Genomic DNA, 19,328 nt, shown 5'->3' with positions numbered 1-19,328 from the left:
TAATTAAATACAACCTGGTATTCCTGCACAAGGATCTTTTTTTACTGGGACAGGTTTAATTTTTGGAGCTGGGTTGTTATTTACTCTAATGTTATCTGTTTTTGCAGGAGCTGGTCCTGTTAGGTTATAAGGTTGAATTTCAATCCCTGAATCTTTTAAAGGATTTGATAAATTTGCATCCTTGTTTATCCTCAAAATTAGCCTTTTTCCATCAACTAAATTGTCCTGAAATCTTAATTGTCTTGTAAGAGATTGATTTTTTACATTTTTTATTTCCACAGGATTTCCTTCTTTGGTGAATCCATCAGGTCTCGTTCCTCCTGTTTTACCTGTTTTCGAATCTGTTGCTTCAAAATTTTTAGTATTCTTTGTAACATTTTGTCCTTCTTCATTCATTCTGTTTATTTGCTCTGGTTCCATCTGCCTACCTCTGTTAAAATGTTCCTGAGATTTTGTAGTTGCTTCACTAGTTTTTGTCATTGTTTCAACAACAGGATTAGGCCTCACATTTGAGCCACCTTCAAAGATTGGCATAAATCTCACTAATCCACTTATACCAAAAAGACAACATTGTTCTGATTCTTCAACTGCATCTTCGGTAGACCTTCCATCCGGATCAATAAATCGCAATGGATTGTTCATTGCGTAGTTATATGGTGACCAACGTCTGTATTCTTCGCTTAGTGGATCAGGAGAAAACCAGCGACCTGCAGTATCAAGATATGGTTGTGAGTCAGCATTTTCTATGTTGATATCTAATAATTCAACAATTTCATTGGTTCTTGCATTGTAACGGACTGATCCAATGCTTACAATACTGTCTAAGTCGTGAGCTTCTAAATATTTACCTTTGCTTAATGTAGCAATTTTAGGATAGAAGCCATATTTCTTAAAAGGATTTCCTGCTTCAATGTTTTGTCTTCTCCGCTCTGCTTCGGCTGGTGTTAAAGTATCCCTCGTTTTTAGAACTTCGTCCATATAAGGACGCAATCTTTCTTCTTTGGTAAGTTTTACGGGATTTACGTAAATCTTTTCAGGATTGTTTGAAACATTCTTTTCTACTTGAGCATTGAGAAAAACTGCGATTATCAAAAAGAATACATAAAATAGTTTTTTCATTTTCGTGGTTATTTGAAGTTGTTTTTTAATTTTTTATTTTCATATTTATTTCTTTCTGTTTTCAGAGATACAAGCCAATCCAAATACATTCCTTCAGGCATTTGTCTGTAACCAAGCTTGTAAAGCGTACTGTATTCCTGAACCATCAGATCATATATTTCTTTTGCTTTCGGATTTTCTAAAGCCAGTTTGATATTATTTGAAGACCCACTCTTTAGATCTTGTCTATCCATTAATTTTTGAAATCTGGCTTTATACGTTTCAGCTTTTAGAATGCGTGCTTTTGCGAAATTTGGATAAACTTCGAGAGCTTTATTGAGGACTTTTAGGAGAAATTCGCCATCGTTGGAAGGAAAGCTTCTGTTGTAAGCTTGTGCTAGATCAAATAGGCATAATGCTAAACTTTCTTTGTTATCCAAAGCTTTCATAAACATACCGTTTCTGATGGCGTCCAGATGGATATATCCAGATGCCATTAACCAACCATCTTCAGGGAAAATTCCACTCGTCAATTCGGTATTAAACCATCCTAAAGACTTTACATTATGCTTGATGTAGACGTGATTAGGGGCTAAAGCCAGATTGGCATCAACTCCCAATTCTTCAGCAAGGATTTTGTACAAATAGGGCATCGAGTTGCAATTTCCTTTTTTTGTTGCAAGTAATTTGGAAACAAAGAGATTGGGTAAATCATCGTGACCAAAGACGTCGGTAAAATCGTAAGAGAAAGGTTTGTATTGAATGGTAGAGTCTTTCACAATCACTGGTATCGGTTGGCAGATGATCGAGTAAAGAGCCGCATATTTGCTGACTTTATCTTTATCATTTCCCTGATAGGTCAGTTCTCTGCTTTTAACTATTTGCTCTGCAAATGATTTCAGGAATTTGAGTTCATTATTAATCGCTATCGTGTCAATCTTTCCCTGGTAATAAGACTGCTCAACACTTAAGACAGCTTTCTTAAAACTATACTTTTCCTTGCCACTTAGCATATTGTCAATGTGTGCATAGGCCTCCTCGTAAAATTGATTACGCTGAGCTTTGACAGTAATAACCATTGAGACTATTACAAGCAAAGCAAATTGCATTGATTTTCTAAAATATTGATTTTTCATCTTGATGTTTTTATGTTAGAAGAGGTTTAGGTTTATTTTTTTCCTCCTCTCTTTTTTTCTCTTTTGCTTTTCTACGCTCTTCCTCCAATTTCTTTTGTTCTTCTTCCTTCTTTTTTCTCTGTTTTTCTAAATTGGTAAGACGAATTTTCTCGGCAAGCTCTTCGCTCCTTTGTTTGTTGGCTTCACGGTTCATATTGCTCAACCATTCTGAATAAGCTCCATCTGGCATAAATTTGAATCCGAGCTGGTCGATATTGTTGAACTGCATCTTTGTTTCTTTTAAAAGTTCCAGACCTTTCGGGAAATATTTTATATTTTCAAGTTCTGCAGGATTTTCTACATTTTGAATTCCTAATTCTGCTGCTACATATTCAAATCGCGCCTGCTGATACATTGATTTAAGTAAATTAGCATACATATTATTGGGATAAAGTTCAAGAGATTTATCCAATGCTTTTCCGACAAATTCATCCATTCCGTACTTATGAATATAGCCATTGGCTAAGTCTGCATATAACAATGACATAAGCTGTTTTTTACTTAAACTATTCATATAGACATCATTCAGTAAGGCTTCGGAGCCAATGTAACCGGATTCTAAAATCATAGCATTTGTACTAAGGATTCCATTAGTCAATTCTATATTCTGCCATTGATTATCATCGTCTTTGAAACGGATATACGTATGATTGGGAGCCATAGCCAATGAAGCATCTGCCCCGATTGATTCTGCTACCATCAAATAAAGTAGAGGCATTGAGTGACATTGTCCTTTTCCTGTTTTTAGTAATTTGGAAACAAACATTTTGTTCCATTCTTTCTTTCCCATAAAATCATCAAAATCATATTTGTAATTCTTTGAGAAATGCTTAAACAAAGCAATGTTTTTCAGAGTATTATCGACTGGGGTCACCTTTCCGGATTTCATTTTTTGCAAAACCTGAGAAGCTATTTTTGAAATGTTGGCTTTGAAATTAGAATAGTGTAGCTTCCTTTCAGAATAAGCATTTTCAACAATGAAATTCGCTTCAGCTAATGAATAATTGCTTTGATCTAAATTATTAAGTTGAGACAAGGCATCATAATAGAAGTTAGTTCCTGAATTAGCTGATAGTGATGGCAGATTATAACCGGAAATTTCTAGATTATTTACTTTTTGTTCAAACTGTTTTTGCTCTTTCTCTCGATTTTCTTTCTCTACGATTTTAAAATCGTTTTGCTGCATTTCCCAGTTTCTTCTTTCAATTTCTGACTTTCTTGAAGAATTATTAACTGAGGGAATGGATACCGTATTTTTTGACGTAGAATTGTTTCTGAAAGATATTTCAGAATAATTTTGAATTGGGGAAGTCGATGCACTTGGTCCTGTCGGCAGATTTGGAATCTGAGCGGATAATCCTGTACTAAAATACAGCAGTATAATAGAAATTGTACTGTTTCGCATAATTTGTGTTTTGTTTTTTTATTGCAATATTACTGGATGTCATTTTAAATTGATACCGTAGTATTACGGTGATTCCGTCCAATATTACTTCAGGGATTTTCATTATATTTTTAGTTTTTGGTTGTAGTTTTTGGGCATAAAAAAAGAGCGTGAATTAACTGACACTCTAAACTCAGGATACTGGTATAATCCCTCTAAGAAATGCAGCAAAACACGCCCCAGAAGGGCGAATCTTGCAGTTACATTTTCTTAGAATTCTTATAGTACCAGTATTTGAGTTTAGAAAATAACTGCTTAACGCAATGTTTTTATATGTATTTAAGATTTATTTATTCTTATACTTTTTTTATTTTTTGTTTACCACAAATATATTAAGAATACTTCATGGAGCAAAGTCTTAAGTGGATCAAAAAAATCCGAAGGACTGACAATTACATTAATACTATCTGGTTAGTGGTACAACAACTGTTTCTTCCTGAGTTGATATTGAATATCCAAATATTTTATTTTCTTTTTCATCTTTTATAAAATAGTAATTAGAAGTCTTATAAAGATAGAACCTTGTACTACTTTCCTCCGTAAGAATTGGTTGCTCCGAGTGTTGCTTTAAGTATATTGTAAATTTTGGTTTTTCTTTTAATATATACTTTGCTTCCTGTGCAGCGGTTGCGTACATATAGATAAATGCGAATGCTAAATGCATCCAAAATCCAAGATTTCGACTTTCAAAAAAGTAAACATAGCTGGAAATAGTGATAATTGTTATAAAAACAATATTTACTGGCGTAGCAAATTTGTACATATTGATTAGTACACCGAAACCACAAATTAATAATACGATAATTACAATTAATGTAATTATTGATAAACCTTTGCTTCTTGACTTTAAGTCAGTCAGCAACAAACAGACGATTCCTGGTGAGAATAACACTCCAATTAAAATCATTAACATTAGGTTTTCATATAGTACAGCAATTGCGTCCGACAGATTGAAATATCGATAGTAGCTAATTCCTAATAAATCAAAATAATGCCACAAATAAAATAATCCAAGTGCAGGCAATATAGCTGTTAATTCGGCAATTTTCACAAACGGCTTATCCTCTACTGGAATGTATTTTTTATTCAACTTATGATTAATAATTCTTAATTTTCGGATTAATCTTTGTCTGTTCATGTTTATTTCGTTTTAAAATTGTTTTGTATTTGTAATTTATTAGTTTAAAAGTAGAAATATTTTAATTTTAATAACATTAAGTTAGTTCGTAATTTGGATATGAAAATTTCTCTATTTTGAGAACTTATATTTGTATATTTACCTCATAACCAAAAAACTAATAAAACATGAAAACAATTATTCTGGGATTGTTTATGCTTTTCAGCATGATCACTTTTTTACATTCACAAACTAGCAGCTACAGACTCAAATTTCGTTATCACATTTCTAAAGAAAAATTGAAAGATTTAAATGATCAAGGGTATGTGATTACTGACGGTACTACGACTAATTACAGTTTTTGTCCTGCCTTAAATAAATCTTTTAAATGTTTAGTAACCAATAAGGATGGAGAATTATTTATTGACCCTTGGCAAATAGAGCATGATAAAGGAGGCTCTGATGCTAAAGGCGCAGTAGATCCCTGTTACGGTCAGGAAAGAATTATTAATGCAGCTACTCCTAATAAACTTAAACTTGTGAAATTGAGTAGAGATAAAGTGGGCGATCCTACAAGAAGCATTACTCTGCATTACCAGACCGTTATTGTCGGAATTAACGCTATAGGTGTAAAAGTTAGACCTTCAGTTGTCGACTATAATAATAATCAGTACTCTGCTAATGTCGTAACTGGGAATATTAATTTGGGTTTTTCTGTTGGATATTCATGGGGTTGGACAACTTTTTCACACAGGTCAAGTACCAGCTGGTCGGTAACTCCCGGAGCTTCATTCGGATTCTCATCAGCAAGCTTGGGAAAAGAACCGCTGAAGAAAAAAGTTGTTACTACTTATAATCCAAGTAATCTTGTTCTTTCTCCTTCAGCAGGTTTAACGATTGCAAGAAATGATATAGGAATTATTTTTAGTTATGGATATGATTTTATGACAGGAAGTAATGCAGATGCTTGGGCATATCAAGGAAAAAGATTCTTTGGATTAGGTATTGCAGCTGGACTAAAATTGTAAAAAAATTCTTTAATACTGTAACAAATCTATAACTAAACCTTAAAGATTATCAACCTAGATAATAATAAAATAAAAATATAAATCTTACAGAAGATCAACTGGAAACAGTTGCAAAAATTGTTAACCAAGAAATTAAAGATTACGCGGGGGTCTTGCATGAAGTCATTTGCGGAAAAGATCTGGATGATACTCGATTTAATGAGCTGAAAAAGCTTGTCTACACGGATGTAAATGTTTGGAGAAACAACTAAAAACAATTTTTTATATTAGTTTAATGAAAAATATTTTTACAAAAGATGAGCTGAATAGCTTTATGCAGTATTTCCAAATTATGATTCGTGATCTAGTTATCTGCACTTCAAATATTGACGAGATTATTGAGCAAAATAATGAAAGCAGAGAAAAAATTGCTCCTTTTAGTTATTTTTTAGGGCATTATGTAGCACTAGCTTATTCCTTTGCAACACTAACATTGTCTAAACTGTTTGTTCAGGATGAAAAACGCAGCCTGAAAAAATTGATGAATAAGTTAGAAAACAGCGATTTTGACGAAGAACTCAAAGAGATGCTGACTAAAAATCGTAAGCTTTCTGAAAATGGTAGTGAAGGTGAATATGACTATCTGTTTAAACATAAAGCAGATATTAAAAATGCTATTGCTATTTCCAGAGAAGAGATTAATCAGGCGGAGTTTTTGGTTGAGAAAATTAAAGCAAGACGAGACTCTTATTATGCTCACTTCGATCCTGATAAACTTGGTGAGATAGAAGTTGAAAGCCTCGCTGAAATAAAGCAACTTTCTGATATTGCGGAGGGAATCTATAACCGCTTTAATTCTGGATTTAATAATTCCACTTTTATGTTTACAAACCTTTGGAATATGAAAGATTTATTTGCCATAATTAATGACCATCATGACGAACAGGTTAAAAAAAGAAATGACTTAGATAAAGAATAACCAAATTATTGTAAAAACTAAAAACTAAAAACTAATTACTATGAGTGATATTTTATATTACCCTTATATCAATGTACCGGATAATGACTGGACTATAAGAACTCTTCTTTATTACAAGGATATTGCTGCGATTGTACCTCAGGAATATCTTTGGCAACCAGAACGGAATTATGACCCGTTTATGATGGAGCTTGTTAGAATGTCTCTGATAGTTCCTATAAATCCTATTGAGATATTTGATGAACCTTGGGAAGTAACAAAACCTTTCGTTACCGAGATTGAGAAGAATAAAAATTCACTTGAAAAAGCACAAAATCGATTCTATAATAGTCAAAGGAATTTAGTGCATTCTCAGAAGTTTTCTTCTGCCAGAATACACGCTGATAAGTTTGATGATAATGTCTTCTATAGTCTTGAAAATTTAGGGCTTGCCAGTAGAGCAGAGGGAAATTGGTATGCAGTGGAAACAAAAACGGCAGATCAATTAATGAAGTTCGTAGCTACCATAATTGGAGCTAAGACGAACAGAATTCCTATGACTGATAATTTAAGGTCAAGGTTTTACAGTATTAAAAATCTAAAAAACCAAAAAAAAAGGCAGACGATTTTAGAAAGTTTGATCCCATTTCCACAAAATATAAAGTTAGATAAAATGTTGCGCTTCAAGGAGAAGCATGGTGATCTGTTAGATGCTTTTACAAGCAGAGTTGAATTACTTGTGCTTGATCCCACAGTAATAGAGGGGACAGATTTATTTAACGAAAAGATCAGAGAATTGGTGATTAGAAAAGGTGAGCTAACCGCAAAAATGGGAGAGAGTCAAATAGGAAATATTATTTTCGGATCAGTATGTGGGATTATTGGTGCCACGCAAGGAATTGTAGCCACCGGAGATTTAAAATCTATGCTTTGGGGATTACCAGGATTTGCAAATGCTGTATATTCCGCGATGAAAATTGAAAAAACGGAAAATGTCTTTGACCAATCAGGAATGAAATATCTTGCTTTAGTAGACAAAAAACTCAGATAACTTTCGTATTTGAAGTAAAGCGGATTGAAATAAATAAAATATAAAAATTAAAAAACTATCTATGGAATTTGACGAAAAGATTGAACTAGTATCGAAATTACTAAATTTTGCATCTTCTAATAATAATCACGGTGATCTGGAAGATGTTAGAAACATAACAATGGATGCTATTGCATCAAGCATTCAAAATTACCTGATTGCTCTTAAATTATCGACACACTTAAGTGATATTAAATATCTTCAAGAAAATATTTGGGAAGGATTTGTAGAAAATGATCTGGTTGATCTAGATCATAATTTTAATGGATTCATTAAAGATGCCTTTTATAATGCTCTGTTTATTTCCATTGAAACCAACTTTAGAGCTATAGCAAAGCACTTTGAGGCAAGGGCTAATACAATTAATAAAACTTCTATAAAGGAGACTTTTGAAAAGTTATTAAGTATGATTTCCTTTTTTGCAGGTATTACAGCTTATGAAAGAGATGTGATTATCTATTTTTTCTATTTGCGAAATACAATGCACAATTTTGGAATTCACACTAAGCCGAATCATAGTTTAGAAATTGAAGATAACACTTCCGTAATAAATAAGTCAAAAGTTAAATTAGAATTGATTCAAAACCAACCTAATAATATTACTGGTAAAGAACAACTTCTTCTAATTGAGCAGGTAATTAAAGTTATAATAAGATTCAATTCTCTAATTCCGACCGCTGAAAGAGTAAAACATCCATTGGCTGATTTTGATTATAATGGATAGCTCCTAAAATAATTTCTTATTTTAACTTTTTTTAACATTTGGCACGTATTTCGATTACATGATCATGTCAAAACTAGCCCAACATCGACGTTAAAAGTAGTAGGCACTAAAACAAATTAAAATAATGAGTAATTCAAACAAAAACTGGCCAAGTAAAACAGGAAATCCTTCTGGAGGAAATAGGGGAAACAATCCTGCTAAAACTTCAAGTGGAGGAAGTAGTAAGCCTTCTACACCTAAAAAATAACTCTGTTTAAAACATTCTAAAGTCTGAATATCTATTCAGGCTTTTTTTGTAAATTTATAAAAAACTAATAATTTACGTTATGCAACATTCCATTATTGAATTCTTGAGAAGAAATAATTTAAAAATTGATCAGGATTTCAATTGTTTTTGCTCAGTTATCAAGAAACATGATTCTATAAAGCAAGTAGAGAAAAGCCCATTCAGAATCATTTTCCAAGAAAAGTCAGTCGTTCTTTTAAGGATTAATGCTCCAAAGCCAAAAGAATATCGTTTTGGGTACGAACATATTATAGATCATTCTTTGCATGGTAATAAACTTAGACTCTCAGTAAAAGATTGGTTCTACGATAATATGTACTTTGAATTTGACTTTCTATTTATTTTTAATAAATATATTCTTGATCCCTTTAGTGTAAAAAAAGCTGATTTTGAAACTGTTGTTGGTAAAGAATTATATGTAGTTTATTCAACTTCTTGGTATGACGATAAGAAAGAAATGGAAGGTGTTTTAACAAGAGTTGGTGATTTGAGAATATATATTGATGATATTAATAATCAAAAACAAGAAATTGAAATCTTTGATCTTGCATATTTCTTTGCGAGACTTTAGCAAACTAAGTCATTCACTCTAAATCTAAGAGTCACTTTCCCAGTGATTCTAAAAGTTATTTTCTTAAAATCCAAAACTAATTGCCACTTCATGAGAGAAGAATTTAATGAATTAAATGTACCGGATGGTCATTACCTTAAAATTGCAAAAAATTCCGGAAATATTTATTTTGATGAATTTATTGAATCTGTTTCAAAAATTAAACAGTTTATATCCAATAGAGATTTCAAGGATCTCTGGGGAAATAAGTTACAGCTAAAAAAAGCAAAATTTGACGAAAAAGCTTATATTCAAAGTGCCTGTGAGCTGGCAGTTGCAAATTATTTTTGTGAGAAAAATGGTTTCAGGGTCGAAGCTAAAGTAAACCCTAAAAATCAAAAAGATGTAGACGTTAAATTTCAGTCTAACAATTTCACATACAATATTGAAGTAAAATGTGCGGCTTTTACTAATAGAGAGAAGGTACAAAATACAGAATCTTTCAAATATCAAACTTATGGTCGACTTGACAATAGGCTAGACATAATGTCAATACTTTCCAATGCGATAGATGAAGGTTTAATAAAGCAAGGTAAATCTCTGAAAGAACATTCTGAGTTAAAAAGTATGGATAATAATCTTAAAGATTTTCTGATTAACGCGCACGAAAAATTTAATGATTTATCAAAAGAAAATGAGATCAATATTTTATTAATATGCTGTGGTGATAGAGAGGATATGCAGAGCTGGGTAGGTTATCTTAACGGCCCCGAAGGTCTGTTTACTAATGGTTCTTTTTGCGACCCTGCTGATTACAATAATGTAGACTTAGTGATTTTAACTAACTTATATTACAAGCACAAAGATTTCTATAATAAAAATATTGAGAATTCCTGGAACTTGAATGAAACCTTAAATCTAAGTATTATAAATCCTTACTGTAGATTACGTAAACCAAAAGGGATTGAAAATTTTGATAGTGAAATGATTAATTATAATTCAGAGATTAATCAATTTAAAGTGCCTGGACTAGCACCAGAAGTCCTGAAGGATGCCAGAAAAGTTGTGCATTTTGTAATCGACTATCTCGAAATACAAGAAGGCAAATATTTGTTTGATAAAAAGAGTAGTAATTGATATTCTCTTTGTTATCTCGACCTTTATAAGTGATCAACATAAAGTTCTTAAAGCTAAAAACATTAAAATTAAAAAATAAATTATGTCATTTTTTCCTCCGCTTTCAATTGCAGATGCAATCGATAAAATAGATTACAATCAATATTTACTTCCTGCAATTCAACGAGATTTTGTTTGGTCATCTGGAAAAATAGAGATGTTATTTGACTCACTTATGCAACAATATCCAATTGGTTCAATGTTGCTTTGGAGAGTTGAAGGTAATAACACACAAAACCAACGATTTTATGGGATCTTAAAAAAATATAGAGAAAGATTCCTCAATAGATCAGAAGAAGTTGATACAAAAAAACTTCCTAGCTTCGAAGTCGTTTTAGACGGGCAGCAGCGCCTTACTGCACTTTATCTGGGGTTGAAAGGTTCTTATGCTTATCACGAATATAATCTGGCTTGGAAAGATAATGAACACTCTATTCCTACAAGATATCTTTATTTAAATCTTAAATATAAAAAGGATTCTAGCAAGGACTTAAACGATAGTGACGATGATAGAAAATATGAATTCTTGTTTTTAAAACCTTCAGAAGCAAAAAATGAAGATGGAAATAAATGGTTCAAAGTCGGAGATATTTTGGGTATTCGCGGAATGGCACAGCTGAATTCTTATTGTAAGAAACACGAAATAGAAGATCAGGATGCTCAGGAGATATTGAGTCGGCTTCACGATATTGTTCATCTTGAGAAACTTATTCACTACTATCTTGAAAAAGGTTCTGATTTTACCAGAGCATTAGATATTTTTATACGAATAAATTCAGGCGGTATTAACTTAAGTTATTCGGATTTAGTAATGTCAACAACTATTTCAGGTTGGATGATTCTAGATGCCCGCAAAGAAATTAATGGATTAGTTGATGAAATTGTAAAGGAATACGGCTTTGCCGTAAACAAAGATTTGATTTTGCGTACCTATCTGATTTTGTACAACGATGATATTAAATTTAGAGTAACCAATTTCAGTATTAAGAATGCTAAAGATTTTGAAAGTAAATGGGAAAATATTAGGAAAGCAATTAAAGAAGTCTTTCAACTTATTGTAGACTTTGGATATGCTCCAAAAACACTGACATCATTAAATGCTGTTCTTCCGATTATATATTATTTATACAAAACTGATAAAGTAAAAGATTTTCATAAGAAAGTTGCATATAAAGATGATAGAGCAATTATTAAAAAATGGCTTCATGTTGTTTTGCTACATCAAATATTTGGCGGGCAAGCTGAAGGTGTATTAAAAGCTATCAGAGATACTTTGAAAAAAGAAATTGCTAAGTCTCCGGCAGTTTTCCCTGCTGCCGCTATTGCAAAGAGGCTTTCTAAAACCAATAAAAGTATAAACGTCGATAAAGAGTTTGTAGAAAATCTTTTATATACTCAGAAAGAAAATAGATACGCTTTTCCCATACTCGCATTACTTTATCCTAACTTAAAATATAAGGATGGAGATTTTAATCTTGATCATTGTCATCCGATATCAAATTTCAATGAAAAAAAGCTAAAATTAAATAATATCCAATTGACTGATTCTAATAGAGAATACTTTACAGATCCGGAGTATTTTAATTCCATTATTAATCTCCAAATGTTAGATGGTAATGAAAACAAGTCAAAAGGTGCAAAGCAACTTGCAGATTGGGTTTCTACAAATAAAATTAATAAGAAAAAGTACTATTTTCCCAATGATTTAAATTTTTCATCATTTGATAAATTTGCAAAACAGCGTCAAGTTATTTTGACAGTAAAACTAATGGAGGAACTTAAATTCTAATTTTTTTTGTTTAGTTAACAGTTTGATAATCTTATTTTTTAATAAAATGTACACTATGATATTAGAGATTAATGAATCCAGAAAGTTTATTTTTATAAGTACTAAAAATAATGTGACTTATCAATTTACTTCTAGATGTACTTATATGTTTAATGAGACATATAACGGTTTTACTTATGTATTTGAAGTGTATGAAGAGTCAAAGGAAAGTGATGATTCTTTTAGTCTCATTTTATTAGAGATGGAAAATGAAACTGATTTAAAAGTAGTTGACTTATATCCTGACAGTAGTAAGTACTATTTGGGGAAAGGAATTTCGATCAGCCTTCTTCTAAAGTGTAGAGAAATTTTTGGAAAGAGGATAATTTCCAGTAGTAATTTGAAAAAATCTGATAATTATTGTGAGTGGAATACGCCAGAAGCAATTGATAAAGTTTGGAATCCTTTGGTAAAATCAGGGAAGGCTATATATGATCAAGATGAAGACCTATATGTTGTAATTTGATGTGAAATACGATGGATGAATTAAACAGTCTTGATTGGAAGATTTATGAATCTCTGACAAAATATATTTATGATACTTTAAAAAAAGAATATCATATTCCAGTGGAGGGTTATGGGCAGAATTGTAAAATAAAAGGTAATTCAGGGGTTATGCATCAAATTGATGTGCTGACCGCTGAGTTTGATGGTTGCCAAACTTACAAAACGGCTATCGAATGTAAATACTGGAAAAAAAAAGTAACTAAAGATACAGTTATGAAGCTTCTTTCTATCATCAATGATACCGATATACAAAGAGGAATTATTGTGTCAAGGAATGGATTTACTCGGGATGCACAAATGTTTGCAGAACATCATAATATAAAGATAGTGCAGCTGAGAGAATCTGAAAATAATGATAATGAACAGAAGGAAGTTGAATTTGGAATTTTAGATTTATTTTTCAAGATCAATGTGAGCAGACCAGAGGTCACAAGAATAGTTGTTAAAACAAATGACGATAATGAAATTATACTTCCTGAAACACAGCAATATTTGGTTTATATTGAAAATAAAGATGGCACAAAAATAAGATTGTATGATTCTGTAATGGTTTTTAAAAAAAATCTACACACTCAAAAACCTTTTGAAATGGTTTTGAAATCTTACGATTTTACAGATCATAGACTGTTTTTTAATGGAAATTATCAAAAGATAAAAAGCATTACCTACACAGGTTTACTAACTATTATTAATAAGGACCATCAAAAAACATTTTCTCTAGTGGATAAAGTATGGATGATTATGAACCAAATCTTTGAACAAAAGACATTTCTTATAACCCAGCTTGGTATTGTTGTGAATAAAGAAGATTTGTCATAAATACTATTTATGTTCTTAGTAATACGGTTTCCCGTAATGTCAATTTAGTTTTCAAATCTATCTTTGACAAAATTAAAAAATGAAAGCTATTTACAGTTTATTACTTTTAGTATTAATATTATCGTGTTCTAACCCAGTCCAGCGAAATACAATAAAATTTTCAAAGCTGGAGTATGGAGAAAAATGGCCATTTTCAGTTGATGAAGTTGAAGTTTATTGTTCTGGATATAAAGAAATTTACTGCAAGGCCAGCAATGGAAAGACATATGCTTTAAATGGAACTGCTAAAGGTGTTTCACATAATAATGCTGCTATCAGTAAAGTTGATGAAATATGGTTGGATGATCCCAAATGGGCTGGATTAAAAATTTCATACGGAGATTTTATCACTAAAGGTCTGGAACTTTGTGAAAATAAATAACAAGAATACTAAAGAATCAGTTTATCTTTTTTCTTGGTAATCCAATTTCATGTTCCTGTGGATAGGGATTTCGGTGAGTCATACTAACGTCTTCCCGTAGACTTCTTTCCATTTCTTTAGATTTTTCATCATCCATCGAATATCGCGGATCGGCAATCAAAGGCATTTTTGCCATTTTAGTAATGGTAATAGTAGGAAAATGATAATCTACTTCAACAGTTCCTAATAAAAGGTAGACTCCTCCTTCCTTAAAGGGAAATTGTTTTAAACTGTCGGGAAAATGTGCCGTGTCAAAATACTCACCTTCAGCATCGATCCATGTTCCGAAATACATATCGTCTTTCTTTCCAGGATGATTTCTCATCTTGATAGGAACGTGTTTCCTGGAAATTAAATATGCCAGCATTTTAACCTGTTTTTTATGATACTTCAAGAGATCTTTAACCAAAACGTGACCTCTGTATTTAGTCTTGAGTAAATCAAAGATCGAATAGGAAACTGGAAATCCTAAAATTTCAATTTCATCAAAAGCGTCTTCAAAAGGGTTTCTATCTATTGTCGGTAGCTTATAATCTTTTTGAGGTTCCTCAAATAATGATATGATCTTGCTTTTATATTGATTCTTTGAAAGTAGGAATCTTGCTTCAATTAAAAGTTCGTGTTTCTGCTTTCCGGTAAATCTGAAAGCCCCGACAAAAATTAATATCTGTAAAGTTTCAATACCAATGTTGACTCTTTTTATAAAATCTTCTAATGATCCGTAATCGCCGTTTTCTTTCCTTTCTTCCGGGATATTTACTTTGATAGAAGCTTCAAGTTTTTCAATATGCATTAGACCTAAGTACACATCTGTTCCATATAATGTTGTATGAAATTCGCTTAGGTTAATGCAGGGGTTATGAATTTTAGCACCTGACATCTTCGCCTCGTGTACATAAACTTCTGTTCGGTAAAAACCACCGCCATTATTAATAGCAGATACCATAAATTCGATAGGGTAATAGGCTTTCAGAAACAGACTCTGATAGCTCTCCACGGCATAAGAAGCAGAGTGTGCTTTACAAAAGGAGTAGCCGGCAAAAGATTCAATCTGTCGATATACTTCCTGAGAAAGCTGCTCAGGATGTCCTTTCCTTTTGCAGGATTCAAAGAAATCATCTTTTAATTTTTGTAAAGCTGAAAGTGATCGTCCTTTACCACTCATAGCTCTTCGAAGAACATCTCCATTAGCTGCAGAAACTCCACCAAAGTGCATCGCAATTTTAATGACATCTTCTTGATAAACCATAATGCCATAGGTTTCGCCTAATTCTTTTTCAAATACATCGTGGAAGTATTCAAATTGACCGGGATGATTGTGTCGGAAAATGTACTCCCGCATCATTCCACTCTGTGCAACTCCTGGACGAATAATTGATGATGCAGCAACCAATACTTTGTAATTATCACATTTTAATCTTCTCAAAAGTCCACGCATAGCTGGAGATTCAATGTAGAAACAACCAATGGTCTTTCCAATGCTCAAAAATTCATTGCACTTGACTTCATCCTTAGAGATTCTGGTATCTTCAATATCTACATTGATTCCCTTTTTTTCTTTAATTAGATTAACGGTATCTTTAATCGTTCCCAATCCTCTTTGTGAAAGAATGTCAAACTTTTCCAGACCAATATCCTCAGCTGTATGCATATCAAACTGAACAATTGGAAATTCTTTTGGAGGAAATTCTAAAACTGAATAATTTGTAATAGGTTCTTCGGAAATAAGAATCCCACAAGAATGCATACTTCTTTGATTGGGAAATCCAACTAACAACTGTTCATACTTATAAATCTCTTGAACAATTGAATTTTGATCGTGTAGTTCTCTCGGTTTTTTTGAAAGCTGATCTAGTTCATCTTTCGGCAGTCCAAAGACTTTTCCCAGTTCTCTGAATCTCGATTTTCTCTTGAACTCCACATTAGTTCCACAAAAAGCAACGTGATTTTTTCCATATTTATCAAAAATGTATTCCAAAATAGTGTCACGATTCTTCCAACTCCAATCGATGTCGAAGTCGGGAGGACTTTTACGGTTTAAGTTTAGAAAACGCTCAAAGTACAAATCTAGCTCTAGAGGACATATGTCGGAAATGCCTAAACAATAAGCTATAATACTGTTAGCGCCACTTCCTCTTCCGACGTGCATAAAACCCATACGCTTACTGTATTGAATAATATCCCAAGTAATCAAGAAGTAGCCGCAAAAATTAAGTTGATGAATAACTGTTAATTCTTTTTCAGCTCTCTCAATAGCCTGTCTGTTATTATCAGGATATCTATGAGATAAACCTTCATAAGCAAGCTGGGATAACAATTTAAAGTCATTTTCCTTGCTGTCAGTATAATATTTTTTATTCTTCGGGGTTTTAAATTCAAAATCAAAACTGCATTGACTGACGATAAATTTCGTGTTTTCAACGATTTCTGGGTAATGCTTAAACTGATCGAGAAGAGTTTTCTTACTCATAAACAACTCATCTTTTCTACAATAATCTTTTTCAGCCAGTTTTGTAAAAAGAATATTACCATCTATGGCTCGTAATATTTTATGAAGTTCGTATTCGTCATCAGTCTTAAACGTTACCGGATGAAGGATAACCATTTTATGAGTGAGGGATTTGAATTCAGAATTGATTAAAAGGTTTAACTCATCTTGTCTGATTCCGATAAACTCGTGTTCCAATAATATATCAGGTTTATTTTGTAAAGTATAAATCACAAAGCAGTTTTCTAATTGAGGATTAGATTTTGGAATTTCAATATTTTCACAATTATAATCGGTCAAAAGCCTGTTGACTTCAGCTATTCCTTTCGGGTTCTTCGCTAAGCATATATAATACTGCTCATTTTCAACTCTGACATCAACGCCTACAATAGGTTTAATGCCTTTATCTTCACACAGTTTATAAAACTGATAGATTCCCGTTACGGTATTGATATCAGTTAGCGCAAGAACTTTCAGCTTATAATCCATAGCCAGATCAACTAATTCTTCAACAGAAATAGTCCCATAACGAAGGCTATGATAGGTATGACAATTGAGGAACATAATTTTATTTATTGAGTCAAAAAACCGGAAGCCCTTCCAAGGCTTTTAGCACCAAAACGGTCTTTCATTTTATCCATGGTCTGATATAATGAGATCAGCTCTTCGGTATCTTCAAAAAGATTCATCTGATGGCTTCCGTGAACCAGTCCTGTAAACTTGACACCTACAAGACGAATTCTCATTCTTCGGGTATAAACTTTCTTGAAGAGTTCCAGAATATATTTCAGCAATGTGTGGTCTGCTGAGGTATAAGCCACCTTACATTGTTTAGTCTCTGTATCAAAGTTGGCATATCTTATTCTTACTGATACCGTTGAGGTCAGCCATTTTTCCTGTCTTAACTGGTAGCATAACTGTTCAACCATTCCGGAAAGAATACTTCTGATATTCGGAATATCGATGGTGTCTTCGGAAAAAGTTGTTTCAGTTGATATGGATTTACGCTCTGAATATTGAATCACAGGATTTAAATCAATGCCATTGGCTTTTTTCCATAACTCAGTTCCATTTTTTCCAATTACTTCCTGAAGCACATCCACTGGCATTTTAGCAAGTGTTTCAATCTTTCTTACACCTAATCTTGAAAGGAGTTCAAAGGTCACATCACCAACCATAGGAATCTTTCTGACGGATAAAGGATTTAAAAAAGGCTGTATTGCGAGCGGTTTTAATTCTAATTTACCGGCTGGCTTTGCTTCACCTGTTCCAATCTTTGAAACTGTTTTATTGGTAGACAATGCAAAACTAATAGGTAGACCTGTATTTTTCTTTACCGCTTCCGCAATTTCGGTTGTCCATTGATAGCAGCCGAAGAACTTATCCATGCCCGACAGATCAAGATAGAACTCGTCTACACTTGCTTTTTCCATAACAGGAACTTTTTCCTGAATGATTTCAGTCACCAAATGTGACATTTTGGAATAATACTCCATATCACCTTTGATAACCTGCGCTTCGGGACATAAGCGTAAAGCCATTCGCAAAGGCATCGCAGAACGAACCCCAAATTTCCTGGCTTCATAGGAACAAGATGCTACTACACCACGATCTCCGCCACCTATGATCACGGGCTGATTCTCCAATACAGAGTCTCTCAGCCGTTCACAGGAAACAAAGAATGTATCCAGATCCATATGTGCAATCGCTCGTTCCATTTGACAAAATTATCACGATTTGTAGCAAAAAATTGTATATTTGTTGCTATAATTTATAGCAATGTCAATTTTATCAGAAAACATGCGGTATTTAAGAGGTAAGCTCAATCTGTCTCAACAAAAGGTTGCCGATGATCTTTTAATTACCCGAGGCCGATATAGTAAGTATGAAGATGATGCCGCAGCGCCACCCCTTGATATTTTAGTGAAAATTTCAAGATATTATAATATCAGCATCGATTTACTTTTGACCATCAACGTCAGCAAATATTCGATTGATGAGATTATGGAGCTCCCTGACAATAGGATTGTTCTGCCTATCAGGGTTGATCAGGATGGAAACGATCAGATTGAGATTATTCCACAAAAAGCCTCTATGGGTTATCTGAACGGTTATGGAGATCCGGAATACATAGAAAGTTTGGAAACGATATCCTTACCTTTTTTAAAAGGTGGGAAGTTTAGAGCGTTTCCAGCGGACGGAGATTCTATGCCGCCTTATAAGAACGGAACTTATATTGTTGGAAAATATGTAGAAAATCTTTCTGATCTGAAAACGGACCGGACTTATATTTTCATCACCACTAATGATGGAATCAGTTACAAAAGATTCCAGTTTCATGAAGCAGACAGTATATGGGTAAAAGCTGACAATCAATTTTATGAGCCATATAAAATTCCATTATCTGAAATTAAAGAGATCTGGGAATTTGCCTGTAGTATCAATACGATAGAATATGGAGCTGATGAATTTGCAGAACGTAATATTCAAAACTTTATGACAGAGATCAAGACCGATATCAAACAGATTAAAGAAAAAATAGGAGATAAGAATTGAATTCATTTGAATAAAGCTCAAAAATAAGTTTCCTAACATTACTTC

Annotated in this window: 18 protein-coding genes; 12 read left to right on the top strand and 6 right to left on the bottom strand. The window is 32.8% G+C overall.

Annotated features, from left to right (window positions below):
• Positions 1 to 3 precede the first annotated feature (3 nt).
• From EL165_RS10530 to EL165_RS10515, 4 genes are all read right to left on the bottom strand, one after another.
• A complete protein-coding gene (locus EL165_RS10530; RefSeq protein WP_002977342.1) occupies positions 4 to 1,119 on the bottom strand; it encodes an RHS repeat-associated core domain-containing protein in 1,116 nt (371 codons plus the stop codon).
• Positions 1,120 to 1,127: 8 nt separating this feature from the next.
• On the bottom strand, positions 1,128 to 2,234 hold the full coding sequence (locus tag EL165_RS10525; protein ID WP_002977343.1) for a hypothetical protein: 1,107 nt from the start codon (positions 2,232 to 2,234) through the stop codon (positions 1,128 to 1,130).
• A gap of 10 nt (positions 2,235 to 2,244) precedes the next feature.
• Positions 2,245 to 3,678, bottom strand: a complete 1,434-nt coding sequence (locus EL165_RS10520; RefSeq protein WP_027383737.1) for a transglutaminase family protein — start codon at positions 3,676 to 3,678, stop codon at positions 2,245 to 2,247.
• A 442-nt stretch (positions 3,679 to 4,120) separates the two neighbouring features.
• The gene (locus EL165_RS10515) at positions 4,121 to 4,855 is read right to left on the bottom strand and encodes a hypothetical protein (protein ID WP_002977346.1); all 735 of its coding nucleotides are present in this window, start codon (positions 4,853 to 4,855) and stop codon (positions 4,121 to 4,123) included.
• A gap of 167 nt (positions 4,856 to 5,022) precedes the next feature.
• Here EL165_RS10515 and EL165_RS10510 point away from each other — a divergent pair, with 167 nt between their 5' ends.
• From EL165_RS10510 to EL165_RS10465, 11 genes are all read left to right on the top strand, one after another.
• Positions 5,023 to 5,862: a hypothetical protein gene (locus EL165_RS10510; RefSeq protein ID WP_002977347.1), complete on the top strand. Its 840-nt coding sequence runs from the start codon at positions 5,023 to 5,025 to the stop codon at positions 5,860 to 5,862.
• 274 nt (positions 5,863 to 6,136) lie between these two features.
• Positions 6,137 to 6,820, top strand: coding sequence for an AbiU2 domain-containing protein (locus EL165_RS10505; protein ID WP_002977348.1), 684 nt, complete (start codon positions 6,137 to 6,139; stop codon positions 6,818 to 6,820).
• Positions 6,821 to 6,860: 40 nt separating this feature from the next.
• Complete coding sequence (locus tag EL165_RS10500; protein WP_002977349.1) at positions 6,861 to 7,850, top strand: hypothetical protein; 990 nt, start codon at positions 6,861 to 6,863, stop codon at positions 7,848 to 7,850.
• Positions 7,851 to 7,911: 61 nt separating this feature from the next.
• Positions 7,912 to 8,613, top strand: a complete 702-nt coding sequence (locus EL165_RS10495) for a hypothetical protein (RefSeq protein ID WP_002977350.1) — start codon at positions 7,912 to 7,914, stop codon at positions 8,611 to 8,613.
• A 124-nt stretch (positions 8,614 to 8,737) separates the two neighbouring features.
• The gene (locus EL165_RS26485; RefSeq protein ID WP_002977351.1) at positions 8,738 to 8,860 is read left to right on the top strand and encodes a hypothetical protein; all 123 of its coding nucleotides are present in this window, start codon (positions 8,738 to 8,740) and stop codon (positions 8,858 to 8,860) included.
• Positions 8,861 to 8,939: 79 nt separating this feature from the next.
• On the top strand, positions 8,940 to 9,470 hold the full coding sequence (locus tag EL165_RS10490; RefSeq protein ID WP_002977352.1) for a hypothetical protein: 531 nt from the start codon (positions 8,940 to 8,942) through the stop codon (positions 9,468 to 9,470).
• A 90-nt stretch (positions 9,471 to 9,560) separates the two neighbouring features.
• Positions 9,561 to 10,586 carry a hypothetical protein gene (locus EL165_RS10485; protein ID WP_002977353.1) on the top strand — a complete coding sequence of 342 codons (1,026 nt, stop codon included), beginning with the start codon at positions 9,561 to 9,563 and terminating at the stop codon, positions 10,584 to 10,586.
• Positions 10,587 to 10,668: 82 nt separating this feature from the next.
• Entirely contained in the window at positions 10,669 to 12,414 is a 1,746-nt protein-coding gene (locus EL165_RS10480) for a DUF262 domain-containing protein (RefSeq protein ID WP_002977354.1), read from the top strand.
• Positions 12,415 to 12,469: 55 nt separating this feature from the next.
• A complete protein-coding gene (locus EL165_RS10475; protein WP_002977355.1) occupies positions 12,470 to 12,919 on the top strand; it encodes a hypothetical protein in 450 nt (149 codons plus the stop codon).
• Positions 12,920 to 12,930: 11 nt separating this feature from the next.
• On the top strand, positions 12,931 to 13,779 hold the full coding sequence (locus EL165_RS10470) for a restriction endonuclease (RefSeq protein ID WP_002977356.1): 849 nt from the start codon (positions 12,931 to 12,933) through the stop codon (positions 13,777 to 13,779).
• Positions 13,780 to 13,858: 79 nt separating this feature from the next.
• Complete coding sequence (locus tag EL165_RS10465) at positions 13,859 to 14,200, top strand: DUF2511 domain-containing protein (protein WP_002977357.1); 342 nt, start codon at positions 13,859 to 13,861, stop codon at positions 14,198 to 14,200.
• A 16-nt stretch (positions 14,201 to 14,216) separates the two neighbouring features.
• Here EL165_RS10465 and EL165_RS10460 read toward each other — a convergent pair whose 3' ends face one another.
• Complete coding sequence (locus EL165_RS10460; RefSeq protein WP_002977358.1) at positions 14,217 to 17,291, bottom strand: DNA polymerase III subunit alpha; 3,075 nt, start codon at positions 17,289 to 17,291, stop codon at positions 14,217 to 14,219.
• An 8-nt stretch (positions 17,292 to 17,299) separates the two neighbouring features.
• On the bottom strand, positions 17,300 to 18,445 hold the full coding sequence (gene dinB, locus EL165_RS10455) for a DNA polymerase IV (protein ID WP_002977359.1): 1,146 nt from the start codon (positions 18,443 to 18,445) through the stop codon (positions 17,300 to 17,302).
• A gap of 61 nt (positions 18,446 to 18,506) precedes the next feature.
• On the opposite strand from dinB, the gene EL165_RS10450 reads away from it, so the two are divergent.
• Positions 18,507 to 19,283: an XRE family transcriptional regulator gene (locus tag EL165_RS10450; RefSeq protein WP_027383734.1), complete on the top strand. Its 777-nt coding sequence runs from the start codon at positions 18,507 to 18,509 to the stop codon at positions 19,281 to 19,283.
• Positions 19,284 to 19,328 lie beyond the last annotated feature (45 nt).

The sequence above is a fragment of the Chryseobacterium gleum genome (genome assembly GCF_900636535.1).
GTDB classification, from domain to species: domain Bacteria; phylum Bacteroidota; class Bacteroidia; order Flavobacteriales; family Weeksellaceae; genus Chryseobacterium; species Chryseobacterium gleum.
The sequence above is the reverse complement of the archived record's forward strand: the minus strand, read 5'-3'. Positions and strand labels throughout refer to the sequence as shown.